Annotated in this window: 28 protein-coding genes; 27 read left to right on the plus strand and 1 reads right to left on the minus strand. The window is 64.3% G+C overall.

Annotation, left to right across the window (positions count from 1 at the left end):
* Positions 1–125: 125 nt before the first annotated feature.
* The gene (locus U0004_RS13410) at positions 126–866 is read right to left on the minus strand and encodes a helix-turn-helix transcriptional regulator (protein WP_071653309.1); all 741 of its coding nucleotides are present in this window, start codon (positions 864–866) and stop codon (positions 126–128) included.
* Between the two features lie 516 nt (positions 867–1,382).
* On the opposite strand from U0004_RS13410, the gene U0004_RS13415 reads away from it, so the two are divergent.
* The 27 genes from U0004_RS13415 (at position 1,383) to U0004_RS13545 (ending at position 25,026) form a co-directional block, all read left to right on the plus strand.
* Complete coding sequence (locus tag U0004_RS13415; protein WP_034777728.1) at positions 1,383–1,796, plus strand: hypothetical protein; 414 nt, start codon at positions 1,383–1,385, stop codon at positions 1,794–1,796.
* Between the two features lie 87 nt (positions 1,797–1,883).
* Complete coding sequence (locus U0004_RS13420) at positions 1,884–2,270, plus strand: hypothetical protein (RefSeq protein WP_070257381.1); 387 nt, start codon at positions 1,884–1,886, stop codon at positions 2,268–2,270.
* Between the two features lie 7 nt (positions 2,271–2,277).
* A complete protein-coding gene (locus U0004_RS13425) occupies positions 2,278–2,907 on the plus strand; it encodes a hypothetical protein (protein ID WP_052139826.1) in 630 nt (209 codons plus the stop codon).
* Positions 2,907–3,755 (plus strand): hypothetical protein, encoded by an 849-nt coding sequence (locus U0004_RS13430; RefSeq protein ID WP_139144177.1) that lies wholly within the window; start codon positions 2,907–2,909, stop codon positions 3,753–3,755. The genes U0004_RS13425 and U0004_RS13430 overlap by 1 nt, the downstream gene beginning before the upstream one ends.
* A gap of 2 nt (positions 3,756–3,757) precedes the next feature.
* On the plus strand, positions 3,758–4,387 hold the full coding sequence (locus U0004_RS13435) for a DUF4255 domain-containing protein (RefSeq protein ID WP_070257379.1): 630 nt from the start codon (positions 3,758–3,760) through the stop codon (positions 4,385–4,387).
* A complete protein-coding gene (locus U0004_RS13440; RefSeq protein ID WP_070257378.1) occupies positions 4,384–4,962 on the plus strand; it encodes a carboxypeptidase-like regulatory domain-containing protein in 579 nt (192 codons plus the stop codon). Before U0004_RS13435 ends, U0004_RS13440 begins: the two co-directional genes overlap by 4 nt.
* A gap of 19 nt (positions 4,963–4,981) precedes the next feature.
* Positions 4,982–6,640 (plus strand): phage tail sheath C-terminal domain-containing protein, encoded by a 1,659-nt coding sequence (locus tag U0004_RS13445; RefSeq protein ID WP_231958213.1) that lies wholly within the window; start codon positions 4,982–4,984, stop codon positions 6,638–6,640.
* A 34-nt stretch (positions 6,641–6,674) separates the two neighbouring features.
* Positions 6,675–7,121 carry a phage tail protein gene (locus tag U0004_RS13450; RefSeq protein WP_034777734.1) on the plus strand — a complete coding sequence of 149 codons (447 nt, stop codon included), beginning with the start codon at positions 6,675–6,677 and terminating at the stop codon, positions 7,119–7,121.
* 21 nt (positions 7,122–7,142) lie between these two features.
* Positions 7,143–7,526: a hypothetical protein gene (locus U0004_RS13455; protein WP_052139831.1), complete on the plus strand. Its 384-nt coding sequence runs from the start codon at positions 7,143–7,145 to the stop codon at positions 7,524–7,526.
* A 38-nt stretch (positions 7,527–7,564) separates the two neighbouring features.
* Positions 7,565–7,678: a DUF6760 family protein gene (locus U0004_RS13460; RefSeq protein ID WP_306508707.1), complete on the plus strand. Its 114-nt coding sequence runs from the start codon at positions 7,565–7,567 to the stop codon at positions 7,676–7,678.
* A gap of 1 nt (position 7,679) precedes the next feature.
* Positions 7,680–8,192: a phage tail protein gene (locus tag U0004_RS13465; RefSeq protein WP_070257377.1), complete on the plus strand. Its 513-nt coding sequence runs from the start codon at positions 7,680–7,682 to the stop codon at positions 8,190–8,192.
* Positions 8,192–9,337 (plus strand): hypothetical protein, encoded by a 1,146-nt coding sequence (locus U0004_RS13470; RefSeq protein ID WP_139144176.1) that lies wholly within the window; start codon positions 8,192–8,194, stop codon positions 9,335–9,337. Before U0004_RS13465 ends, U0004_RS13470 begins: the two co-directional genes overlap by 1 nt.
* The gene (locus tag U0004_RS13475) at positions 9,337–9,978 is read left to right on the plus strand and encodes a CIS tube protein (protein WP_070279322.1); all 642 of its coding nucleotides are present in this window, start codon (positions 9,337–9,339) and stop codon (positions 9,976–9,978) included. Before U0004_RS13470 ends, U0004_RS13475 begins: the two co-directional genes overlap by 1 nt.
* Complete coding sequence (locus tag U0004_RS13480; protein ID WP_070257373.1) at positions 9,971–11,017, plus strand: phage late control D family protein; 1,047 nt, start codon at positions 9,971–9,973, stop codon at positions 11,015–11,017. Before U0004_RS13475 ends, U0004_RS13480 begins: the two co-directional genes overlap by 8 nt.
* Entirely contained in the window at positions 11,014–11,610 is a 597-nt protein-coding gene (locus U0004_RS13485) for a phage baseplate assembly protein V (RefSeq protein WP_070257371.1), read from the plus strand. Before U0004_RS13480 ends, U0004_RS13485 begins: the two co-directional genes overlap by 4 nt.
* A 5-nt stretch (positions 11,611–11,615) precedes the next feature.
* Entirely contained in the window at positions 11,616–12,023 is a 408-nt protein-coding gene (locus U0004_RS13490; protein WP_230521942.1) for a PAAR domain-containing protein, read from the plus strand.
* A gap of 2 nt (positions 12,024–12,025) precedes the next feature.
* Positions 12,026–12,415, plus strand: a complete 390-nt coding sequence (locus U0004_RS13495; protein WP_034777759.1) for a GPW/gp25 family protein — start codon at positions 12,026–12,028, stop codon at positions 12,413–12,415.
* A 14-nt stretch (positions 12,416–12,429) separates the two neighbouring features.
* Positions 12,430–12,627 carry a hypothetical protein gene (locus tag U0004_RS13500; RefSeq protein WP_034777761.1) on the plus strand — a complete coding sequence of 66 codons (198 nt, stop codon included), beginning with the start codon at positions 12,430–12,432 and terminating at the stop codon, positions 12,625–12,627.
* A complete protein-coding gene (locus U0004_RS13505) occupies positions 12,624–15,686 on the plus strand; it encodes a baseplate J/gp47 family protein (protein ID WP_070257367.1) in 3,063 nt (1,020 codons plus the stop codon). The genes U0004_RS13500 and U0004_RS13505 overlap by 4 nt, the downstream gene beginning before the upstream one ends.
* Positions 15,687–15,688: 2 nt before the next feature.
* Complete coding sequence (locus U0004_RS13510; RefSeq protein WP_070257365.1) at positions 15,689–16,810, plus strand: hypothetical protein; 1,122 nt, start codon at positions 15,689–15,691, stop codon at positions 16,808–16,810.
* Positions 16,807–17,784, plus strand: coding sequence for a phage tail protein (locus U0004_RS13515; RefSeq protein WP_070257363.1), 978 nt, complete (start codon positions 16,807–16,809; stop codon positions 17,782–17,784). The genes U0004_RS13510 and U0004_RS13515 overlap by 4 nt, the downstream gene beginning before the upstream one ends.
* The gene (locus U0004_RS13520) at positions 17,781–18,590 is read left to right on the plus strand and encodes a hypothetical protein (RefSeq protein ID WP_070257361.1); all 810 of its coding nucleotides are present in this window, start codon (positions 17,781–17,783) and stop codon (positions 18,588–18,590) included. Before U0004_RS13515 ends, U0004_RS13520 begins: the two co-directional genes overlap by 4 nt.
* A complete protein-coding gene (locus U0004_RS13525; protein WP_081345686.1) occupies positions 18,587–22,105 on the plus strand; it encodes a hypothetical protein in 3,519 nt (1,172 codons plus the stop codon). The genes U0004_RS13520 and U0004_RS13525 overlap by 4 nt, the downstream gene beginning before the upstream one ends.
* A gap of 64 nt (positions 22,106–22,169) precedes the next feature.
* Positions 22,170–23,114 (plus strand): hypothetical protein, encoded by a 945-nt coding sequence (locus U0004_RS13530; RefSeq protein ID WP_070257358.1) that lies wholly within the window; start codon positions 22,170–22,172, stop codon positions 23,112–23,114.
* Complete coding sequence (locus tag U0004_RS13535; protein ID WP_070257356.1) at positions 23,114–23,758, plus strand: hypothetical protein; 645 nt, start codon at positions 23,114–23,116, stop codon at positions 23,756–23,758. The genes U0004_RS13530 and U0004_RS13535 overlap by 1 nt, the downstream gene beginning before the upstream one ends.
* A 4-nt stretch (positions 23,759–23,762) precedes the next feature.
* Positions 23,763–24,530: a hypothetical protein gene (locus tag U0004_RS13540; RefSeq protein ID WP_070257354.1), complete on the plus strand. Its 768-nt coding sequence runs from the start codon at positions 23,763–23,765 to the stop codon at positions 24,528–24,530.
* A gap of 4 nt (positions 24,531–24,534) precedes the next feature.
* Entirely contained in the window at positions 24,535–25,026 is a 492-nt protein-coding gene (locus U0004_RS13545; protein ID WP_070257421.1) for an aspartyl/asparaginyl beta-hydroxylase domain-containing protein, read from the plus strand.
* Positions 25,027–25,029: the final 3 nt, after the last annotated feature.

Here is a 25,029-nt window from a genome sequence, read left to right on the forward strand (position 1 = left end):
GGTGATTCAGTAAGCAGGGCCCTGTTTTTACAGGGCCTTTTTTTATGGCGCTGGACTGTTATACCCGGACAGCCGGTAGCCCATGCCGCCAGGCGGCTCGGATTGCATGGCAAATCTGGCCCGGCTCAGGAGGGGATCAGGAAGCCGGCCTTGATGGCCTTGAGGACGGCTTGCTGGCGCGTCTGTACATTGAATTTCTTCTTCGCATTGGAGACATGAAAATTGATGGTGCCTTCGGAACGCAGCAGGATGCGCGAAATTTCCCACGAGGACTTGCCCGCCATGATCCACTGCAGGCATTCCATTTCGCGCGTGGTCAGCGGATTGGCGCCAGGCACGGGTGGCGCGTCGTGCTTGATGAAGCGGGCGGACGATTCGATCACGTAGTCGCGGATCAGGGCCAGCTGCGCAATCGTGGCGAAGCTGTCGCGTTCCGCATCCATCGGCGGCGCGTTGCGGATAAAACTCAACATGCCCGTTTCACCGCTTGCGCCGTGCACCGGGAAGCAAAAACCGGAGCGCATGCCGTGCTGGCACGCCTGTTCATAGAAGGCGCGCTGTGCGGGACTGGTGAAACTTTCCGGCCGCCATAGCAGCGGCATGGTATTGGCCAGGCAGTGGGAGATGCTGGGATCGCTTTCATGCAGGCGTTCCGATACATACAGCGCGCGCCAGGACGGCGGATAGTTGCTCACGACAAAGGACGCCTCCGGTGCCGGCCAGTGAAAAGCCACCGTCTTTTCCGGCGCGACGCCGTAATACACATGCTCGTAGCCGCATTGTGCGCCGATGCTGAACAGGAGACGGGTCCAGTCCGCTTCGGTTTGGCATCGCACCAGGCTAAACAGGTCATCCAGCAGCAGCATGGAATACTCCTCGGGTTGATGATGGTGGTTCGTAACGCCAACATGCAAGACGCGTCCCGGCGATCACGGTGTCGTCGCAATCGCTGCCTGTCATCAGGCGCGGTGGCAGGGGCGGGCGCAGCATCACAATACGAAGGTTAAACGAAGGGCAGATTTGTATGTTGCAGGATTTGAGCATTAGCAACACCTAGTAAAAATAATAGTTTTCTAGCAATCGTTACATTGTCACAAGCAGAGGCCGTATAAGGTTTCTGATGATGCAAGTAATGCGGAGAAACCCCTCTTTTTGTCCCGCTCGCCGGTGAGAATGCGTGATTATCTGGCCCATCGCCGGCCCGGCTCGCGCGGCGTGTCGCGGATACACCAAAGCCATGCCAGCGCAAACTGGCACATTTGTCAGGTGACTCACGCCGGGCCAGCGTGGCTTAATGTCGTTGCTGACCAATGCATTGTCAGTCGACTTGAAAAAACGGACGCGTGCAGTTCAACGAATTTTTACTCTTAGAGGAATGCATCATGACATCTGAGTACAAGTACGCCACGGCGGAAATCAGTGTGCAAAACGCCCAGCCTGGCCAGCGCATCTCGGTCACACTGGACATCGAAACGAAATCGGACACCCTGTGCTGGAGCACCGGCGATCCATCGGAAGACAGCAATTCAGGCATCACCATTAACGCCTCGGGCGGCGTGGCCCTGCCGTTGAGCAGCCTGAGCGTCAATGGCGTCCTGATCGACCTGCAGATCAGCGCCGGCGGTTCGGATTCGGTAACCTTCAACATTTCGCCTTGCCTGACGGCCAATGGCAGCCTGTCGCTGCTGAAGATCAAGTCGACCAGCGATAGCGGTCCCGTGCTGACCTTCAATTTCGATGGCAAGAAGCCGATCACGCTGAGCCAGAACTTTGTCATCCTGGAGTGGCCGAATTAAGCCTTGCTGAAGCTGGCGCATCGGCACCCGTGTGAATGCCCGCCCGCGGCAGGGCATTCATCTTTTTTGGCTCTTCGAGGAATTACCGTGCAAGAATATTCGATCGCATTCATCTTTGAAGTCAGGTCCGACAATACGGTCCCGCTGAACGCCGTCCTGTCGATCACCGATGCCAACAGGATTTCGCTAACCGGAACACCGGTGCAGATCCAGCCCTGGGGCGGCGCGCCTGCCACGCCTCCGCTGGTCTACCTGAACGTGAAGGAAAATGGCATCAACCTGCAGGCAGGCGCCAATCCATCGGGCGACCAGCAAGCGCTGGAAGTGGTGGTCGGCGTGGTCCCGGCCGGCGCCAGCATGACCGTCAACTTCACCTATGTCGATGTGAGCGTGCTGGGCTATTACAAATTTCTCGGCGGCAGTAGCCAGGTGCCCTTGAAAGTGGGCAAGAATACCATCACCTTCCCGGAATAAACGCGCGATGAGCAAGCGGACTACGGGCGGTACCGACCTGGCGGCGACGACGCTTGCGGAGCATACGCCGGCCGCCGCGCCGCGCAAGCGCTCCGCGTCCGTCAGCAAGCCGGCCGGCCAGGCGCTCGCGCAGGCCGAGGCAAAGCTGGTCATGGCGCGCATCCAGATCGATGCCCTGGCCTTGAATCCGCATGAATTGCAGCACCTGCAATCGCACCTGCTGAGCAACCCGCTGCACGCGCTCAACGAGCAGTGCTACCACGAGGTGACGACGTTTCGCCAGCTGAGCATCCGTTTTTTCCAGTTGCGTGCCAACAGCAAGGCCTTCCTGACCATCCGCCCCGACCAGAAGGCGATCTGGAGCGAAGGCGGCGAGGACAGCCGCATGGTGGGACTGTGCATGTCCAGCAACGCGCCCGCCATGTATCTGAGCAGCTTGCTCATCAATGCGCGCGAAATCATCCTCGAAACCTACCAGGATTGCGACGAGGTCAGCATCGAACTGTACGTGCAGACCAGCCAGCCGCAGCTGCAGGGCCGGGTCGACCTGCCGCCCGGTGCCAGCGTCTGCCTGCAATCGCGCGGCGACCGCAGCACGGTCATCGGCCTGAGTTCATTTGCGATCGATCTTGCCTGATGAATACTCCAACGCTCCAGCTTGACACCGCACACGGCCAGCGCATGCAAGGCGACCCCTTGCCGGTAGTGCTGATATTCAAGAATATCGCGGCCGACTCGAACATCAATTTCACGTTCACCACGGCCGGCACCGAATGGTCGCTGGGCGCGCGCTCGGGCGACAGCATGGGTTTCACGGTGGTGGCCGATCAGAACGGCGGCCAGCGCCAGTCATGCATCCGCTCGGTTGAATTTTCCGGCGGCTTGCTGGCCATCCGCACCGCCAGCGGCGGCGCCGCGCTCAATGCCTTTACCATGACCCTGTTCCTGCGCGTGGCCCCCGGCGTCGATTATCTGCAAGGCTATTGCACGCTCAACAACGAAGCGAGCGTGATGGCGTTTTTCGGTTCGCAGCGCGCGATGGAGTGGCGCAACGGGCGCATCAGCGCAGTCCTGCGCGATCCCGACGCCAATTCGCGCAGCGTGATCGTGTCGGTGCAGAATGCCTATCCGGGTGACCGCATCGCCCTCGAACTGTCGACCAAGAAGGGTCTGGGACTGGCCACCTGGTGTCTGGGACCGGGAGGAGAAGAGTCGGGTGGCATCCGCCTGGCCGGCGCCCAGCCCAGCGTGCCGCTCAAGTTCTTTGCGTACGGCACCCGCGTGCTGGAATTCGAGACGAGCCAGAGCGCCGACGCCGGCGCCACGCTGGACTTCTTCATGCAGGCTTACCTGAGCTGGCAGCCGCACGATCTGCCGTACATCTACCTCAAGGCCACCTGCGACCCCAACGTGAGCCTGTTTGCCCACATCGGCAACCGCCAGCCGCAACTGGTCAGCCAGACCTTCACCGTGTTTACGCTCTAGCCATGGGACCGGCGACCATCGATTCCGGACAGGTGCTGCGCTGCGTGAGCGAGTCGCTGCGCTCGCTGATCCGCGCGCACATCCCGGAATTCGCAAACGAATCGGCGGTCGTGTTCGACTCGCCCGCCGAGATCGACAGCCAGGGCGCGACCATGCTCTCGCTCTACCTCTACAACATCGAGATCAATCCCTACCTGCGCAACCTGCCGCCCACGCTCACCCGCGGCCAGGGCAAGGGCGGGCCGAACTCGCTGGCCGTGACGCCGCCGCCGCTGGTGTCGGACCTGCTCTACATGATGGTGCCGTATGCGCGCTCGGCCGAACTCGAACTGGTGCTGGTGGACAAGCTGGTGCGCCTGTTCCACGACGTGCCGGCGCTCGCGGGCGCCTGGCTACACCCCCAGCTCAAGGCCAGCGGCAACGATTCGATCGCCATCGTGCCCGACGCCAGTCCGATCCTGACCTTGCACAATATCTGGAGCGGCTTTCCGAACAAGCCCTACAAGCTTACCAAGCTGTACACGCTGTCGCCGGTGCGCATCGCCTCGGCCCTGCAGCCGAGCGCCGAAATGGTTGCCGACAGCACATTGGAAACGACGCGGCGCGCCATCGCCGGGGCGGGAGCGGCATGAAGCTGAGCGCCGTGATCCAGCTGATCGACGGTTTCAGCATGGCGCCGGCAGTGGGCGCGCGCGCGCATTTCCTGCTGAACGACAAACCGATTGTGCCGCAGGACAAGGCGCAGGCCTTTTACGCCTTTGCCGGCCTCGACGACGGCAGCTACCGGCTCGACGTACTCAGTGCCGACCACCGCTACTTTGACCAGCAGCTGACGTTCGAGGTGCCGCTCAAGGAGCCGCTGGCCGACGCCATCGTCGCCTGCGTGCTGGCGCCCAGTCCCCTCTATCCGTATCCCGAGGGGACCACGCTGATCCGCGGCAAGATCGTCGACGCCGCCGCGCAACCGCTGGCCCAGGTCGCCATCAGTGCCGGCTACCAGGGCGCGCGCGCCAGGGCGCAGGCAGTGGCGGGCGCCTCGTCCGGCTACGGCCGCTATGCGGGCCGATACGCGCTGGCGCTGCGCGGCAAGCTGGACGCTCCAACCACGGTCGCGCTCGGCTTTAGCAAGGCCGGCCACGCCAAGGTCAGCAGGCAGGTCAGCGTGCAACCAGGTTCCATGCTGTTCCTTGACATCGAGATGCCGTAATCCACACGAGAGACTTATTTTGGCCACTTATAACCATCCCGGTATTTATATTCAGGAAGTGCCAGGCACCCGCAGCATCCAGGGCGCTTCCACATCGACCCCGGCTTTCGTCGGCGTGACGGAAACGGGGCCGTACATGCAGCCCATCCTGCTCACCAGCTGGGCCGCCTACCAGCGCACGTTCGGCCAGCTGGCCTGGTATGCGATGGTGTCGTGGTCGGTCTACGAATTCTTCAACGAAGGGGGCGCCGCCTGCTATGTGGTGCGCGCCAGCGACAAGGCAAGCGCCAAGTGTGCCAGCGCCAAACAGCCGCTGGCCGTCACGGCCGTCACACCGGGACCCTGGGGCAACGCCATCAGCATCATGATCAGCAACGCCAGCGCGACCGACCCGAGCATCACGCCGGCGCCCACCACGCCCGTCTTCAATGTCACCGTGATGGTGGCGGCGGCGCTGATGGGCACGCCCGCCGCGCCCGTGGTGGCGACCATGCCGAACTTGCTGCTGCAGCAATACATCGTGCAAAACAGCCTCAGCCCGCAAACCTTCGGCACGGCCTCCTATTACGTACTGGAGCAGTTCAACGGCTTCACGGCCAACAGCATGATCAACGAGGCCAACAAGCCCAGCTCGCTGGCGACGCAGATCAACGCCAATTCCATGTTCATTCGCGTGGCGGTCAACAGCACCGCTTCGCCCACGCCGCCAGTGCGGCCACCGAATGGCGGGCCGACGGCGCTGAGCAACGGCGGGAATCCGAATTACGACCTGACCGATGCCACCAAGCTGCTCGACAAGGTGCAGGGCCTGAGCCTGCTGTCCGTGCCCGACACCGTCACGGCCACCGACAACAGCGGCAAGCAGTCGCTGGCGCTGCAGGGCACCCTGATCAATGCCGGCCTGATGTTCTGCATCGACAAACGCAACCTGTTCTATGTGATCGATCCGCCGTTCGGCCAGAGCGTGCAGGACATCCTGTCATTCAAGTCCGGCCAGGGCCAGGCGCCGAAAGGCAATCCGAACGCGCTCAACTCCGACTTCGGCGCACTGTATTACCCATGGGTCTACATCTACAATCCGATCGCCGGGGCCAACGTGCCGATCCCGCCATCCGGTCCGGTGCTCGGCCGCTACGCGTATACCGATATCAATGTGGGGGTGTTCAAGTCGCCTGCCGGGGTCAATGACGGCGCCTTGATGAGCGCGGTGCTGCTCGACCAGTCCCTGACCGATGCCGACCAGGACTTGCTGAACCCCGAAGGCATCAACGCGGTGCGCAATTTCATCAACTACGGCAACGTGATCTGGGGCGCGCGCACGCTGGCGCTCAACACGGAATGGACCTATGTGAGCGTGCGGCGCCTGTTCATCTATGTCGAGCAAAGCCTGCGCCAAAGCCTGATGTGGGTGGTGTTCGAACCCAACGACCAGCAGCTTTGGTCATCCATCTCGCGCGACGTCAGCGCTTTCCTGACCACCCTGTGGCAGCAGGGCGGCCTGTTCGGCGCGACGGCCGCCGAAGCGTTTTTCGTCACCTGCGACGAATCGAACAATCCGCTCGAGACGCGCATGCTGGGGCAGCTGTACATCGACATCGGCCTGGCGGCAGTGTATCCGGCCGAGTTCGTCATCCTGCGCCTGACCCAAAAAACCAGCGCGCCCGATTCCGGCAGCTGAGCCCATCCACACCGATTGATTGCGGAGAACGCGCATGGCCACACAATTAACCGATCCCTACCGGGGATTCCGCTTCCGGGTCGAGATTGCCGGCATCCAGATCGCCGCGTTTTCCGAGGCGAGCGTACCCGACAGCACGATCGAGGCGGTCGAATACCGCGAAGGCACCGACCCGGTCTACAAGCGTTCGCTGTCGGGGCTCACCAGCTACGGCAAGCTGAGCCTGAAGAAGGGCCTGACCGACTCGATGGACCTGTACAACTGGTACCAGCTGGTGTCGACCCAGGGTTCGGGCGCGAAGGGGGCGCAAAAGAACGTTTCGCTGATACTCATGGATGCAGGCGGCGCCGACAAGGCGCGCTGGAACGTGATCAGCGCCTGGGCCAGCAAGTACGAAAGCTCGGGCCTCAACGCGGCCAGCAGCGACGTGATGATCGAGACGTTCGAACTGACGATGCAATACATGACGCGCGTGTCGTAACGCGTACAAGGGGAAGCGGCAATGAGCGTGATCTGTACCGAAATCGAATTTATCCTGCCCTTGGGTTACCGCGACGGCGACGGCAACCTGCACCGCAATGGCGTGATGCGCCTGGCCACCGCCGGCGACGAGATCCTGCCGCTCAAGGACCATCGCGTCCAGAGCAACCCGGCCTACCTGATCATCATCGTGCTGTCGCGCGTGATCGTGCGTCTGGGCAGCCTTGAAATGGTCAGCACCAAGGTGGTCGAGGAGCTGTTCGCGGCCGACTTCTTCCACCTGCAGCAGCTGTACAACAAGATCAACCAGGTCGATACCGACGACGCCGGCTTGCCGGGGGAGGCGCAGGGCGCCCTGGGAAAGCCGGGCTTGCTCCAGTTTCCGACCAGCTTTACGCAGAGATAGCCTTCCTCGCCTATCACTTTCACTGGTCCCATGAAGACCTGATGGCGATGGAACACGCCGAGCGGCGCCGCTGGTGCGGCGAAATCAGCAAGATCAACCAGACGATGAATGCCGACGAGCGGCACAAGTCGATGCATAACCTGGGAGCATGAGATGGTGGTCGGTGTCAATGCAGTCATGGGTGCCGCGCAGCGCCAACTGGGCCTGCGTATCGACCCGTTCAAGGCCTACAATTTTTTTGTCGAAGTTGAAGGCATCCTGGTGGGCGGCTTCATGTCCGTCGATGGGCTCGAATCGAAGACCGAGGTGCGCACCGTGCGCCAGGGCGGCGTCAACGACATCGAGTACAAACTGCCCGGCCAGGTGACCTGTTCCGACCTGGTGCTCAAGGCCGGCATCACGGCGCTCGACCCGATGTGGCTGTGGTACCAGTCGACGCTGAGCGGTGCCATCCGGCGCCGGAACGGCTCCATCTACCTGTTGGATGACCGCGGCTTGCCCAGCGTCTGGTGGGATTTCTACAATGCCTGGCCCGTGCAGTGGCAGGGGCCAAGCCTGGATGCGGGCGGCAGCCTGGTGGCATGCCAGTCGTTTACGCTGGCGCACGAAGGCATCCGCAAGAGCCTCGCGAGCAGCGTGTATTCGGCAGCGGCGGGGATACTCTGATGCGCGCTATGCGCCTTGGCTGCGCTGGCCTGGCACAGCGCTTCCATGCGGCGCGCGGCGCACCGCTGTGGCGTTTCGCCCATTCCGGCGCGCCGCTGCAGCTGCGCATGGCACATGGCGGAGGGGCAGGCCGGCACACGACGTCGGTGTTGCATTATTGGCAGCAATTTCGCTCGACCATGGGGCTGGTGGTGCGCATGCAGGGCATGGCGCGCAAGGCGGACATGGCCGAACGCATCGAGGTACGCCTGCTGGAATTGCGGGCCAAGCTGATGCAGGCGCACGCGCGGCAGCAAACCCTCGTGCGCCTGGTGCTGCCGCGCCTGGAGCGCGGCGTGGCGCAGGCGCAGCAGGCCAGGGCCGCGACCATCGCCTGGCTGGCGCGCGGTGCGGAGCAGCCAGCCCTGGCGCTGGCCGTGCGCCATTTCGCCGCGCAGCCGGCAGCGGGGCAGCGGGGCGCCGCAGCGTTGGCGCGTGCCGTCGCGCGTTGCTCCAGCCTGCGCGCCATAGCGGCGGCGTCTTCGCCGGCGCCGGCCCGGACAGCCATCCGGCGCGCGCAGCCGGCGGTACACAGGGCGGCTTCGCAACCGGCCGCTGGCGGCACGGCCAGCCCCACGCCACGCCAGGCGGCGCGACGAAGCGGCATGGCCAGACGTGCGCCGACCCGCAATGGCGTTGCCGGGCCCGGCACGCCGTTCCTGCGTCCCGCATCGCATCCGGTACACTTTCCGCGCGCAACGCGCCCGGCCGTGCCAACCCTGCAGGCAGGCGCCTGGCGCCCCCCGGTGCAAGCCGTGCCGGCGCCATTGCCCGCGCCGGCCGCGCACGCCGCCATCGTCCTCGGACGCTACCAGGGCCGCCAGCCCGTGCGGCGCGACATGCGCCAGGCGGCGCCCGCTGCCACGGCCGAGCTGCAAAGCCGCGTCGAGCATATTGTCGATACGCGCATGCTCGGCGTGGAACGCGCGGTGCAGACCAGGGTAGTGCATGAAATCGTCCATGGCGGGCAGTCGCAGGAGCAGTTGCGCAAGGTGCTGGCCGAGACGCTGTTTTCCGCGCCCGTACTGGCCTCGCTGACCGACCGCATGGCAAGCGCCATCGCGCGCCGCAGCGCCACCGAGCGCTATCGCCGGGGAGGCGCCTGATGCTGGAAATGGCCAAGATCGTCGTGCATGCGACGCGCGAGGAAATCCCCGTGATGTACAACCCGACCGAACTGTCGCTGAACAAGACCGTGATGGTGCAGGGCGAGGGCTCGAACATCCAGTTCCAGCGGGTCAATAATGACGACCTGACCGTGTCGCTGTTTTTCGATACCTACGAGCGCCAGGTCGATGTGCGCAGCAAGACCAACAAGATCGTCGCGCTCACCGTGCCCAGCGTGGGCACGAATGTGCGCAAGGAGCCGCCGGTGCTGGTGTTTACCTGGGCCGGTCCGCTGTTTACGGGCATTATCGTCAAGCTCGACCAGAAATTCACGATGTTCCTCAGTTCCGGCATTCCCGTGCGCGCCGAGCTGAACGTGACGTTCAAGTCGGTGCTGACGGAAGAGGAGGACTTGCAGTCGCGCGGCTATTTCAATTGCCGCCAGCTGTGGCAGGTCAAGCAGGGCGACCGCCTGTACCTGATCGCGCAAGCGACCCTGGGCGACCCGAACCAGTGGCGCCTGATCGCCGCCCAGAACAGCATCGAGGATGCCTTGAATTTCCCGCAGCGCAAGGATATCGGCCGCAATCTGGTCATTCCCGACGTGCATGCCGGCACCGCGGGAGCCGTGTATGCTTAGCGTCCAGACCGGGGCATTCAAGATCCTGAAGAACCGCAGCCCCTTGCCATCCTCGATCGTGGCCGCCATCCACAACGTGCGCGTGCACGATGAAATCAATGTGCCGGCCATGTTCAGCTTCACGCTCGACATGGTGAAGGCGGACGGCGCCTGGCAGGACGTCGACCTCGACGTATTCAAGCCGGGCGACCAGATCACGATTTTCCTGGGCCTGAACCAGTTGCATCAACTGATCAGCGGCGATATCACGGCCATCGAACCGAGTTTCAGCACGGCATCCTCGGCCGCCACGATACGCGGTTTCGACCGCATGTACCGGCTCAAGTTCGGCACCCGCACCAAGACCTACAGCTTGCTCAACGATAACGAGATCGTCAGCGACGTGGCGCGCGCGGCACGTTTGCCGGTCACGCTGGAGGGCCAGCCGGACACCATCAACCAGTACGTCATCCAGAACAATGTCTCCAACTACGCCTTCCTGATGGAGCGCTGCAAGCAGCTCGACTATGAACTGCTCATGGCCGACACGACGCTCGTGTTCCGTCCCTCGGCCGAGGGCAACGGCGCCATCAAGACGCTCAGTTATCCGCGCGACCTGAGTGCGGTGAGCCTGAACCTGAAAGTGCCGACCATGGGCCAGAAGGTGACGGCCATCGGCTACGACGTCGAAACGAATGCCGTCATCACGGCCGTGGCGCAGTCCGGCACCAGCCAGGACAAGATGGGCGGCAGCGAAACGGGCTACGAGGCGGCGGAAGATTTTCCCAGTTCGGAAATGACGCTGCAATGTCCCGGCATCAGCGATCCGGCCGCGCTGCAGGCGGTGGCCGACGCGCAGTTCCAGAGCCAGCTGCAAAGCTTTATCGAAGGCCAGGCCAGCTTGGTGGGCGACAGCGACCTGGTGGCTGGCGTGAACATCAAGATCACCGGGCTGAGCGAGCGTTTTGACGGCACCTATTACGTCACCTCGAGCACCCACGACTATGACGACAGCAGCGGCTACAAGACGGACATCAACGTGCGCAGGACGGGTATATGAACGGCAACGCATCCGGGGTCGCGCTCGGCAAGGTCAGCAACACCGAAGACCCCAAGGGCCTGGGACGCATCCGTGTTTTTTTGACGCTGAGTGGCGCCACCATCGAGTCGGACTGGCTGCAGGTGATGAGCTTTTTCGCCGGCCCCGGCTATGGCGCCTTTTTCCTGCCGAGGAAAGACGATTCGGCCTTGCTGGCCTTCGCCGACGGCGACCCGAACCAGCCGTATGTGCTGGGCTTCCTGTGGAACGGCGTGCAAAAGCCGCCCGTCGAGGCGGCCCGGCAGCAGGAAGTGCGCATGCTCAGGACGCAGTTGGGCAAGACCATCGTGCTCGACGATAGTGCGCAGGGCAAGATCACCATCATCGACGAAAAGAACAACCAGATCGAGCTCGATACCGCCAACAACAAGATCAGCATCAGCAGCGAAGGCGACCTGGCGATCAGCGCCAAGGGCACGCTGACCATCAGCGCGCCCCACGTGGTGCTGCAGACTACGGACGGCAGCGTCAAGGCCGATTTGTCGGCCGAGGGCATGCAGTTGCAGGGCGCAAAGGCGCTCAAGCTGCAGGCCGCCATGATCGATCTGAACTGATGGGCATGGGCGCAGCCAAGGCGGGCGACAGTATCGTCAACGCCGCCGACATCCACATCGTACTGGTGCCGAGCCCGGGCGGACCGGTGCCGACCCCGCAGCCGTTCCCGTTTTCCGGCAAGATCGCCAGCAATACCAGTATGAACGTGCGCATCAACGGCAGGCCTGCGGCGACCGTCGGTTCGATGGCCAACAATGTGCCGCCGCATATCGCCGCCAGCGGCCAGTTCCAGGTGCCGCCCACCAATCTCGGGCAGGTGATGCTTGGCAGCTTGACGGTCCGCATCAACGGCAAGGGCGCCGCGCGCGCGGGCGACCTGTGCGAAACCTGCCACGACCTGCCGCCGGCCGGTCCGCAGGCGCCGCCGCCGACCGTGCAGGTGGCCGGCATGAGCACCGTGAGGATGGGCTAGCGATGGCCACCGGCGCCGATTTCTTGGGCCAGGGCTGGGCGTTCCCCGTGCAGACCAGCGGCGGGCGCGTGCTGTTCGCGGCCGGCGCCGACGACATCGCCGAAGCCATCCTGATCATCCTGCAGACGGCGCCAGGCGAAAGAGTGATGCTGCCGGCCTTCGGCTGCCGCATCAATGAGCTGGTGTTCTCGGCCGGCAATGCCAGCGCCAGCAGCCTGGCGCAGCTGTACGTGAAGCAGGCGCTGGACCGCTGGGAGCCGCGCATCCAGGTCACCGGCGTGGCCGCCCTCATCGACGCGCAACAGCCCAATTGCCTGCAGGTGTCGGTCGATTACCTGATCCGCTCGCACAACCAGCCGGCCAATCTGGTCTACCCATTCTTTCTCAAATAAGCCAGGACATATGCATGGACATACAATTGATCAACGACCGCCTTGCCGAATTGAAAAGCAACGAAAGTGCGGGACAAGCGCAGCTGCAGGCGCTGCAGGACGAATTCAACGAGCGCAAACGCCAGCTCCAGGCAACCTTGCTGCGCATCAGCGGCGCCATCCAGGTGCTTGAAGAGCTGCGCGCGGAAGCGGCAGGCGAGCCGCGTCCATGACTTCCCCGACGCTCGACTTCCGCGACGCCGAGCAGTTTTATGCGCAGACGCTGGCGCTGGCCAAGGCCTACGTTCCCGAATGGAGCGGCTACTGGAATACGCTGCCGCCAAGTGCGTCGGACGTCGACCAGGATCCGGGGCTGGTGCTGCTGAAGCTGTTTTCGCAGCTGGCCGCGTACACGGCCGATATCGAGAACGCCATGCCGGAGCAGCGCCGCCTGGGGTTTTTCCAGTTCATGAACATGCAGTTGCGCGCGCCGCTGGCGGCGCAGGCGCCGCTGCGCTTCCTGCTCAAGGCAGGCCAGCCGGCGGCGACGGTGCCGGCCCAGTGCGCGGTGCTCGATGCGCAAGACCAGACGATCCGCTTCCAGACCAACGAGGCGCTGCTGGTGCTGCCCGCCACGCTGTCGGCGGCGCTGACGGTCATTCCGGCGCAGGACCAGTTCATCGATGCTTTGCCCAGCCTGCTCGGGGACCAGGCCGGGGTGCCGATCTTCGTGGCCAGCCAGCTGGTCGATCCGGCCGAACAGCCGCTCGGGCACTGGTTCATGATGGGCGATCCGGCCCTGTTCAAGCCTGACGACGCGCTGCAGAGCATCACCGTCACCCTGACCGGCAAGCAGCTGTACCCTGAATATTTCGGACAATGGTTCGATGGCGCGCTGACGCCGCTGACGACGCAGTTGACGAGTTCATCGTCGGAGCGGCAGCTCGACATCGTGCTGGGCATGCCGCCGCGCGCGGCCGCCGTGCCGCTGGCGCAGCTCCAGCGGCAGTTGTACCGGGCGGGCGAGCCGGGCGCCGGTTTCGACGCCGCGCCCTTGAGCGGGCAGGATGGCGAAGCGCAATACTGGCTGCTGGTCAAGCCCGCGCCGCAAGTCAAGGTGCTGGCCTCGCTGGCCCAGCAATTGCCCGTCATCACGGGGTTGAACTGCACCTTCAAGGGCAAGGCCATCGTGCCGCAGCAGGCCGCCTGCAATGGCGTGCTGCTCGATATCGCCAATGGCGCCTATCCGTTCGGCGAAACGCCGAAAACCAACGATGCGTTCTACCTGCGCTCGGACAGCGTGTTCGCCAGGACCGGCGCCCTGGTGACGGTCTATTTCACACTGACGACCTTGGAATATACCTTTCCGGTGCGGCTGGTCTGGCAATTCTGGGACGGCTTGCAATGGAGCGCCTTCAACGCCACCACCACGGACGCCAGCACCTACCAGTTCGTCGACAGGATCAACAATTTTCAGTCCGATAGCCCGGACGGCCCCACCTGCATCCAGTTCGCCTGCCCGAAGTTCGGTCCGGGCACCGTGGCCGGTTCCGAAGGGCTGTGGATACGCTGCGTGATCGCCGAAGGCGGTTACGGGCAGCAGGGCGGCATTGCCAGCACCAGCGTCAGCACCACCATCGACGCCATCCCCGTGGATGTGCTGGGCCAGGCGCAAAAACTGGGAGTGAGCAAATACCTCAACGACGTGGCCGGCGTCAATTTCAGCTACACGATTTCCCAGCCGAGCTACTACCCGCCCTTCGTGCTCTCGGCGCGTATCGAATACAGCTTCGCGGCCAAGCCGCAGAGCTTCTGGAGCTACAACGCCTTCACCCTGAGCCGTTTCCTGTTCAGCCCGTTCAAACCGGTCGACGCGCTGCTGACCGGCTTCTATTTTGCCTTCGACGATGCGGGATTCGCCGCCGCCTGCGTCGGCAACAAGCTGGTCCTGTATTTCTATCTGCAGCAGGAACAGGCCGCCCCCGGGCGCACCCTGCAGTGGGAATACCACGACGGCCAGCAGTGGCGGGCGCTGGCGGTGGACGATGCCACCTACGGCTTGAGCCGCTCTGGCCTGGTCGGCTTCGTGGTTCCGGCCGCGATGCAGGCGGCCTACCTGTTTTCGCAGATGGCATTCTGGTTCCGCATCAACAATGCCCATGTCGACCGTACCATCCGTCTGTATGGCATGTATCCGAACACGGTCATGGCGTCGAACCTGACCACCCTGGTCGATGAAGTGCTCGGATCGAGCAACGAGCAGATGTTCCAGCAGTTCACGCTCGACTATCCCCCCGTGCTGGCCGACCTGCTGCTGTGCGTGATCGAACCTGCCGGGCTGATGGCGGGGCAGGACCCTGGCGCGGCCGAATTTGCCGATGCGGAGCTGGCGGACGTGCGCGTGGGCGCCGGCGAGGTGGCACGGCGCTGGACCCAGGTCGAGAGCTTCGCCTTCAGCGGTCCGACCGACCGCGTGTATACGCTCGACTATGCAAACGGGCTGCTGACATTTGGCGATGGCTACAACGGCATGATCCCGCCGCCTGGCCACAACAATATCGTCGCCATCCGCTACCACCATACGCAAGGGCTGGCGGGCAATGTGGGCGCTGGCGCGCTGACGGTGCTGCGTCCCGGCATCGCCAACATCGCCGCAGTGGCCAATCCGGCCCCGGCGGCCGGCGGGGTCGGCTGCGCTACGCGGGCAGAACTGGCGGCCACCAGTCCCGCGCTGGTGCGTGCGGGTGGCTGGGCCGTGCAACTGCAGGATTTCACGGCCCTGGCCGGTGCCGCCAGCGCCCAGGTGGCACAGGCACGCGCCGTGGAGGCCGAAGGCAATACCATTCGCATCGCGGTGCTGCCCCTGTCCACCGATCCGCTGCCGTACGCCAGCCCGGCGCTGCTGGACCAGGTGGGCGCGTATGTCAGGCAATACTGCCTGGCGGCGCTGGTCGGACGCATCGGCATCGAGGCGGCGCGCTATGTGCCGGTGTCCGTCACGGCGCAGCTGGCGGCCCGCGTCGCGCCCGACCAGGTGCAAGCCGAACAGGCGCGCATCGCGGCGCTGCTGCGCGCCTATTTCCAGCCGGTGTATGGCGGTCCTCCCGGGCAGGGCTGGCGTTTCGGCCAGACCGTGCAGGCGTCCGCCATCCATGTGCTGCTGCGCAGCCTGCCTGGCGTGACCGGCGTGCTCAGCCTGAACGTGAATGGGCGCCAGGATGGCAATGTCGTGCTGGCGCCCACCGAGCTGCCCGTCGCTGGCAGCATGCTCGTGTATATCTCGGCGGTGTAGCCATGGCCTTCGAGCTGCCCGACCTCGACCGCAAGAGCTACCAGGAACTGGCAGCCGACCTGGTGCGCCGGATCCCGCAGTACACGCGCCAGTGGACGGACTATAACGATAGCGATCCGGGCATCACCCTGCTGCAATTGCTGGCCTGGCTGGACGAGTCGCTGCTGTACCAGGCCAATGCGATTCCCGTGCAGACGGACGAGAACTACCTGCGCTGGGTGCTGGGCCTGGCCTTTTCCGGCAACCAGACCGCCTACAGCCTGGCCGCCAAGGCCAACCATGACGCCGCCTTCCTGGCCTTGCAGCAGGTGCTGGCGCAGATCGAACAGGGCGCCGTGCTGAACAAGCCGACGCTGCAGCAATATGTGCTGGCCTATGTCGGCCGTCCCTACATGGCGCTGACCCTGCCGAACATCGACACGCTGGCGCTGGAAACCAACCAGGTCATCGCGCAGCAGGCTGCCGGCGGCACGGGCGCCACGCCGCTGCTGGTGCGGCGCGCGTATGCGCAAAGCGCGGGGGAGGGCAGCGTTGCCTGGATACTCAGCGATGCGCAATGGCGCTACCAGTATCCGCCGTATCCGAACCAGGCCGGCAACGGCAAAAGCAATAGCACCACGCGGCGCAAGGTGCTGATGATCGAGGCCGCCGACGACGCGACCGCCGAGCGTACCTTGCTCACGGCCGTAAACAAATACCTGGCCCCGCGCGTGATCGCAGGCAACCGGGTGCAGGCGCGTGCGGCGCAGTTCACCGACATCAACGTGACGCTGGTCGCCGGCTGCGTGCCGACGGTGCGCCTGGATGTCACGCTGGGCCTGCTGTTCGCGCGCCTCTTCGCCTACTTCCTGCCCTGCGAGGGAGGGCCGGCCGGTCAGGGTTGGCCATATGACGAGGCGCCCACCGAAGCGGCGCTGCGCCAACTGGTCCTGGCCATGCCGGGCATCGATGCCATCGACGAGCTGGTCTTCGATTTCATCCCCACCCTGGCGCTCGACCGGATGGCCGTGCTGGACGTCAACGCCCAGCTTGCCGATCTGCCGCCCGGCACGCCCGCGATGTTTTACCGGGGATTGCCGCGCCTGCGCTGCCTCGATGTCAGCGTCAGGAGCAATGCCGCATGAGCGCGCCGTCAAGCTACCTGCGCTACCTGCCTGCCGTGTACAGCACCACGCAGCCGGCTTTTCTGGCGCAGTACCTGAAGATTTTTGAAAAGATATTGACCGGCATCGGCGACGCGGAGCTGGGCGGGCGCAAGGGCATCCATGAGCTGCTGCAGGCGGACGTCATTGGCAATCTGTTCTATCCGCGCCTGAGTTTCCTGTTTCCCCCTTCGGACACGAGTTTCATGCCGCCCATCTCAGGCGCGACGGCAAAGCAGGAAACGGCCATCCTGGCCGACCTCGACACCTATATCCAGGTGCCCGCGCCCGACGATCCGCTGGCCGGCTACGTGGCCGCCGCGCCGGGCGCATCGGACCCGAACGCGCCCATCGAAGCCTGGCTCGACGATTTTCTCGACTGGCTCGGCGGCTGGGTCGCGCTGGCCGTCGACAACGACTGGGACATCGACCAGAAGCGCACCGTGATCGCGGAAATCATGGCCCTGTACCGCATGCGCGGAACCTTGCAGGGCCTGAGCATGCTGGCCAACCTGCTGCTCGGGCTGCCCATGGCCATGCACGGCCAGCAACTGGACGACAGTGGCAAGTGGATTGCCATCGACGGCACCGTGTCGGTAAACATCAGCGCGCCGTCCCCACCCGACATCGTGGCAAGCGACCTGGCCGGCAGCGCCTTCATCGTGCGCGACGCTTACGTTAGCGGCGCGCCCGTCGTGGCGGGCTACCTGCCGTGGCTGTTCAATGTGCAGATGGTGCTGCCGAACGCGCACAACCCGCTGTTCATCCTGACGGCTTCCAACGTGGCGCAGATCCAGGCGCTGTATGGCCGGCTCGAGCAGTTCCTGCGCGTCATGAAGCCTGCCGCCAGCAACTACATCATCACGATCGTACCCAGCATGCAGTTGCAGGCGCAAGGCTATGCCAGCGCGCTGGGCGTCAATACCTTACTCGGCCAACAAGGAATCCAGACATGAGCACCATCATCAAGGCGGACGTCGCCGACCACCTGAACTACCATACCGGCATGTTCCTGACGTCGGACTACATGACGCTCGAGCAGAATTACTTCAGCAACTGGTTCTGGCTGCAAAACCAGTACCTGTTCTCGCCCGGCGTGCTGAACGGCATGCTGGTGAGCCAGGCCGGCAATACGCTGGCCGTCAGCCAGGGCGTGGCCTTCGACGATGCAGGCCGTTTCCTGATCCTGCCGTCCGGTGGGACGCCGCTCACGCTGCCGTCGGATGCCAGCAATCCCATGCTGGTGTACGCCTATTATCCCGACACCAGCGCGTCGACCGCCAACGTGGTCAGCGAGGCGGCCCAGCTGCTGGCCGCGAAGAGGGTGCCCGCGAATGGCGTGCTGCTGGCCACCGTCACGCTCGACGCCAACAAGGCCATCGTCAGCGTGACGGACAGCCGGATTCCTGTGACGAGCCGGCTGCCGGCCGCGCTGGGGGACGCGAGGGCAAGCGCCGCGCTCGACACCTTCCTGCAGGGCACGTTGACGGTGCCGGCGGCCCAGCTGCAAGGCGCGGGCGCCAGCACCAGCGTCACCGTCCATTTCTATGATACGCAACAGGATGCCTTCAGCGCGCCGCCCACCGTGATGGTGACGGTGGGCGGCAGCGTTCCGTACGCCACCGCCGTCGCCTCCGGCACGGCGCAGTTCGTCGTCACGCTGCTGGCGCTGCAGGCCGCTGGCGGTGATGCCGATATCACACTGTCGTGGATCGCCATCGCCAGTGCCGCTTCCAATACCATGACCCGGGAAAAAGCATGAAACAGCCACGTGTCGAACGGCCCAACTATTTCTCGGGCGAAGCCTTGCTGACGGACGATTTCCGCTGCGAGCAGCAGTATCAGATGGATATGCTGGCGGCGCGCAATGTCAGCCTGTACCTGTATGGCATCGCGCATGGCCTCGAGGTTGCCGCCTCGGCGGATGGGCAACCGAGCCAGCTCGAAGTATCGCGCGGCATGGCGATCGACGCCCTGGGCCGGCAGATCATCCTGCTCGAGCCGGCCGTGCTGATGTTCGATAAGCTGGACCCCGGCGCGACCTATTTCATTACCATCAACTATTTCGAGGTGTTCGCCGACCTCAGCGACGAGAGCGGCACGGCCGGCTACAAGCGCATCGTGCAGCAACCGCAGATCCAGTACTTGCGCAATCTCGACCAGCCCGGCACGAACATTTTACTGGCGGTCATTTCCCTGACCACCGAGGGCAGCATCAACAGCCTGACCTACAAATCCGGGCGCAACGAGCGCCGCTATGTGGGCAGCAGCGTCGGTTCGGTCAATTTCGTCACGGAAGGGGCCGGCGTGAACCAGGCCTTTTCCGCGCCATCCAACATTGCCGGCGCCACGGTGCCGGCGGACTACGCCAGCATCAGCGCGCGCCGCGAGGGCAGCCGCGCCGATGACTATTACCTGGAGTTCGACGCCCCGCGCGGGCAGTTCATGGGTCTGCTGACGGCGCGCAACAACCTCGGCGTGGGGACCGACAATCCGGTCGCCAACCTGCAGGTCGACGCCGTGACCATCAAGGGCAAGGGCACGATCAGCTGGGACAACCAGCTGGTCACCTTCTCGGATGCGCCCGCGCCGTTCCTGCAAGTGGGCGACCAGCTCATCGCGGACCCTTCGGTGCGCATGGGTACGGCCCAGTGGCGCACCGTCAGCAAGATCGTCCAGGATGGTTTGCAAGTCGAGATCGACGCTGCCTTTTCGCCCACCACGATGCCGGCGCCCGGATCGGGCTACACCTACATGCGTTCGGCCCTGGCCCGTTTTTCGCGCAGCGACGGCACCTTGCTGCAGGTAAGCCTGGACGGCACCGTCGGCCTGGGGGTGCAGGCGCTGGCCAAGGGGGGCTCCGCCAGCGCCGGGCCGAATGCGCTGGTCATCGGGCGGGACCGCAACGTCGGCATCGGCCTGAACGAAGGCGCGCCGCGCGCCGCCCTCGACGTGCAGGGGCAGATCCTGGCCGACAGCCTGACTGCCAGCGGCGCCATCAAGGCCCAGAGTTTCGAGGGCAACGGCTCCAAGCTGCAGGGCATGGCCATGCTCAGCTACTGGACCAAGGAGTCGCCGGGGCAGGCGGCGAGCCGGCTGTTCTACGATGGCGGCAACGTCGGCATCTTCGACCGCAGCCCGGCCGCCTCGCTGAGCGTGGGCGGCGGCAGCGCCTTCATCGGCAATGGCGTCATCAGCTCGATCAGCGCCGATGTCGTGCAGGGTTACAACACCACGTTCCAGGACCAGGTCAAGGTGGGCGACCTGATCGCCATCGGCACCCTGAACCAGCAGCAGGCGGTGCTGGCCAAGACGCCTGCCAGCGATACGGAACTGGTCCTGACGACGCAGTTTGAAATCCCCGTCATCAATTCGCCCTACAGCTACCTGGTGTCGGGCACGGTTGAACCGGTCACCGGCCCCGGCAAGGTCAGCAGTAACGGCACGACCATTACCGGCACGGAGGGCACCAAGTTTACTGCCTTGTCGGCCGGCGATACCCTCCTGATTCCCCGTTTCACTCCGGCGGCAGTGCAGGTACAGAGCGTTGCGCAGGTTGCCAGCGATACGCAACTGACCTTGTCCGCGCCGTATGCGGGGAAGGTCGACAGCCTGCCTTACCAGCTGCAGGGGGCCGACGGCGCGAAGACGGACGGGGCAGGGACCATCAGCATCGATCCGGCCACGCCGACCGTGGTCACGGGCACTGGCACCGCCTTCCTGAGCGCGGCGAAGGCGGGCGACCAGCTGTTTGCCGCGGCCGATCCGCAGACACTGCCGCGGCTGCTGCGCGTCAAGTCGGTCGATAGCCAGACCCAGCTGACCTTGCTGGAAGGCGGTGCCGCCACGTCCCCGTTCGCGGCTGCCACGTCGGCCTACATGGTCAGCGCGGGCCTGCTGGCCCAGTTCAAGGCCAACGACGACAATGCCATCCTGGCACCCGCAGAAGAGGCGGGGCTGCCGCCGGCCATGCTCATCGTCAGCAATAGCGAGCCGCCCAACTGCAACACGGTCGCCATCAATCTCGCGCTCACCGACGTCGACACGCAATACGCCCTGCAGGTAAACGGCCCCGTCAGTTTTGCCAGCGGCGCGGCGACCTTCAGCGATTTGACGGCCGACACCATCTGGGCCCAGGAGTCGGTGGCGATCGGTGGCACCGGCTTTGCCGCCGGCGCCAATCTGCTCAGTGTGGCTGCGGTGGGCGGCGCGGCGCCCACGCTGGCCGTTACGCCTGCGGAAGTGGCGGTGACTGGCAATATCAATGTCGCCGGCAACGTCACGGCGACGGGCGAGGTGCAGGGGGATACTTTGATCGGCAAGATCATTGGCGACCGTACTCTTTTCAATCAACCCGTCTTGCCACTGAGCCAGACAGCAGCTTCCGATGGCACGCTCGTGGCCTACGTCGGCAATACCGATTTCACCCAGCCGCCGTTGGCTCCGTTCTACGGTATTTTGCAAGGCAGTACGGTTGGCGCATCCGGTACGACCTGTGCTTTGCAAGTGACCGCTTCTTGCATTCCGATCACTGTTTCAACGGGAAAGAAGACCGCCAAACAATACTGGCTTCCGTTGCCGGGCACGTTTTCGATGCCGGTGAGAAAGGGGGAGGAATGGACTATCGATCTCATTACCGATCCTAATGCGGGTGCGTCACCGCAGGTGTACTGCTATTGGGTGCCGTTTGCGGCCCAGGACGCGCAGCTCGTTTCCCCAGAGCCCGTGACGCCGGAACATGATCTGCATGGCCAGTTAATCGGTGGCTTCAACCTGCTGCGTGAGCGCATGGTCAGCGGGCAGCTGCAAGGCAGCGTTGCGGCCAATGCCCAGGAAGTGATCGATGGGCGCGTCAACGACCTGACCCAGATCTTTGGCGACCTTACCCACATGAGCGCCGACGAGGAAGAGCGGGCGCAGTTCGTGCGCGACCTGCAAAAGATCGTCTGCTCGCCAGCCTTGCCCGGCGAAGCCGAAGTCGTCAAGCCGCTCGATCCGCAGGCGGTCCAGGATTTGATCGACACCTTCGGCAAGGCCAGCGGCCACAGCTTTACCGACGAGCAGCGCGGCCTGCTCCAGGCCGGCGTCGAGGCGCTGGTGCAAATCAACGATAGCGAGGCCAGCCGGGCCGACCTGGGATTGATCAAGAAGAATATCGGCATGTTCATCGGCAACGTGCAGCAGGTGCTGGGCATCGAGTTCAGCAGCACCGACACGCGGCTGCTGACACGGGCGCTGGTGCGGCTGGTCGGCGACGGCAGGCAGAACGCTATGTGAAGCATTTTCGCACTTGCCTCACGGGGCAAGACATTTTGATGTTGCATCCAACCATGGAGTTGTCATGAACCGTAAGCATAAACATAGCAATGACTTTGGCGCGCGCACCACTTATTCGCAGGCCGACCTGGTCGAAGGCGTTTTCAGCACGGTGGCCATCAGCGACGGCTTCGTCATGGCCAGCATCGGGCAGCCGACCATTACCGCCGCCTACCTGGGCATGCTCGAGGGCAGCACCATCGATGCTGGCGGCAGCGTAACCAGCCATACCTATGCCACCGGTTGCACCCAGGCGGTCACCGCATCGTCCGGCAAGAAAGGAGCGCACACGTATTTCATCCCCATGCCAGGGAACTTCACGATGACGGTGCGGGCCGGCGAAACCTGGAAGATCCAGTTGACGGCCGAACCGGCGATCGGTCCCGCACCCCTGGTGGAGTTCGTCTGGACGCCGGAAAACGCCAGCTCCATCGCGCTGGAAACGCGTCCCAGCCCCACGGCTGCGGCAATGGCGCAGTTGCGCGAGGAAGTCGCGTCGGGGCGCTTGCAGGAAAACCTGCTGGCTTCGGCCCAGCGCACGATCGATGAACGGGTGGGCGACTTTGCCCATGTGTTTGGCGACGCCACGAAGATGAGCAATGACGAGGGCGACCGGACGCGCTTCGTGCAGGGCCTGCAAAAAATCGTCTGCAGTGCCAGGCCCGCCGGCCAGCCCATCGATAACCGGGTCGACGATGCCGACCTGGTCGGTCTGGTCGCCGCCTTCGGGCAGGCTACCGGGCGCAACTTCGGCGTGCAACAGCAGGATTTGCTCAAGGAAGGCATCCGCGCGCTTGTGAAAATCAATGAAAATGCGGCCAACCGGGGCGACCTCGGCCTGATCGATGCGAATGTCCGCCTGTTCCTCGACAATGTGCAGCGCGCCACGGATATCAGCCTCGGCAATTCTGACCGGCGCCTGCTCACGCGTGCCCTGGTGCGCCTGGTGGGCGACGGACGCCACGGCTGATGCCCGTTCCGCTCTTCCCTTTGCTGGACGAGGCCGCCTGTGACGATTGGGTCTTGCGGCTGTCGCTGCTGGCACGCCACTGGCGGCGGCGCCATGCCGAAGTGCCCTTTTATTCATTGGGACTGGCGGCCTACCTCGACGCCGGCGCGGGCCCGGCCGGCCTCTACTGGAACCGGCCGGAGCGCGAACGCAGCAACCGCCTGCTCGCGGCCCATTTTGGCGCGCTGCTGCAACTGGTGCTCGATTGCCTGGAGTTCCATTGCGGGCTGCCGGCCCGGTTGGCGCCCGAGGCCGCCTGGCCCGGCTTTCATATCTACCTGCCGCACCCGGCATTCGCCGAGCCGGTGGCCAGCGTGCACCGCGACTTGCAATACCGCGACGTGTTTGCAGGCCGGCATTTTGGCGCGCAGGACTTGCTGAGCTTTACCCTGCCGCTGAGCGTGCCGGCGGGCAGCGGCCTGCATCTGTGGCGGCGCGAGGATGGTCAACCCGATTTCATCGCCTACCGCCACGGACAGATGATCGTGCACGACGGGCTGGCGATACACCAGGCGGTGCTGGCCTGCGGCAAAGGCGGCCTCGAGCGCATCACCATGCAGGGCCATGCGGTCCGCCTGGATGGACAACTTCTTTTGTATTGGTAAGAGCATGAATCCTGACCACAGCGCTGAAGCGATCGCATCGTTCCACCTGCCCGTGCTGACGCCGCAGCAATGCGCGGACGTCGTCGAGCGCCTGCTCGACCTGGAACCGTTCTGGCTCAGGCGTACCCGGCATTTCCCGATCCACACCCTGGGGGCCACGTATTACTACGATATCGTGGGCATGCCGGCGCGTCCGTACGAACGGCTGGCCCGCCAATATAATCCTTTTCTGCTGGATCATTTCGGCGAAGTCTATGACGCCTTGCTGGCGTCCCTGGGCGCCGCGCTGGGCCAGCCTGTCGTTTATCACCCGGCGCTCGCCTTGCCCGGTTTTCACATGTTCGGCGGCCATCCCGCCCTGCGTGCCTCGGAAGACCTCGACCTGGTGCACGAGCAATGGCAGGGCGGGCGCGAGACGGCCGACTTTCCGGGCAATCCCATCCACCTCGACCGCGGCCACCTGGCTGTCGGCCTGGGCGCGGCGCCGACGCTATCGGTGACCTTGCTGATCGCCGCTGCGGGGCGGGGCGCCGGCATGAAAATGTGGCCGTTCGGACTCGAACGCACGGGCAATCTGGATGAAAGCGAGATCCTGGCGCTGCTGCAGCGCGAACCGTTCGAGCAGATCCATTACCAGACCGGGGCCGCTTTCATCCATTCCGGCCGTCGCTATCACCAGGCCCGCGGCTTCGACGGCGCGCCCGGAGACTATCGCATCACTTTGCAGGGCCATGCCGTTTGGCAGGGCGGGCAATGGCAACTTTTTTGGTGACACCATGTTCTTTCGCAATGACCAGTTCTCCTTTACGGCCCGCCTCGAGCAAGGCTGGGAAAGCGTGCTCGACGAATGCCTGGCGCTGCCGCATGCCGAGTTCGACGCCTGGCCTGAAACGGGCTTGTACAACCGCGGCTGGGATGTCTACGGCCTGGTGCTCGAAGGCCGTCCCATGCTCGAGAACGCCATCTTCTGTCCGCGCACGCTGGCCTTGCTTAGCTGCATTCCGGGTCTGGTGACAGCGGGCTTTTCGCGCCTGGCGCCCGGCACCGAGATCGCGCCGCACGTCGGTTATACGGACCGGGTGCTGCGCCTGCACCTGGGCCTGCGCAGTTCGCCCGACTGCGCCTTGCGGGTGGGTGCGGCCGTGCGCCATTGGCAGCCCGGGCGCTGCCTGGTCTTCGACGACACGCAGGAACATGCGGCCTGGAACCGCGGAGCTACCGACCGCCTGGTGCTGCTCGCCGATTTCACCAAGCCGGACGGGGTGTGAAAC

Origin of the sequence: Janthinobacterium lividum (assembly GCF_034424625.1) — a bacterium.
Taxonomy (GTDB): domain Bacteria; phylum Pseudomonadota; class Gammaproteobacteria; order Burkholderiales; family Burkholderiaceae_D; genus Janthinobacterium; species Janthinobacterium lividum.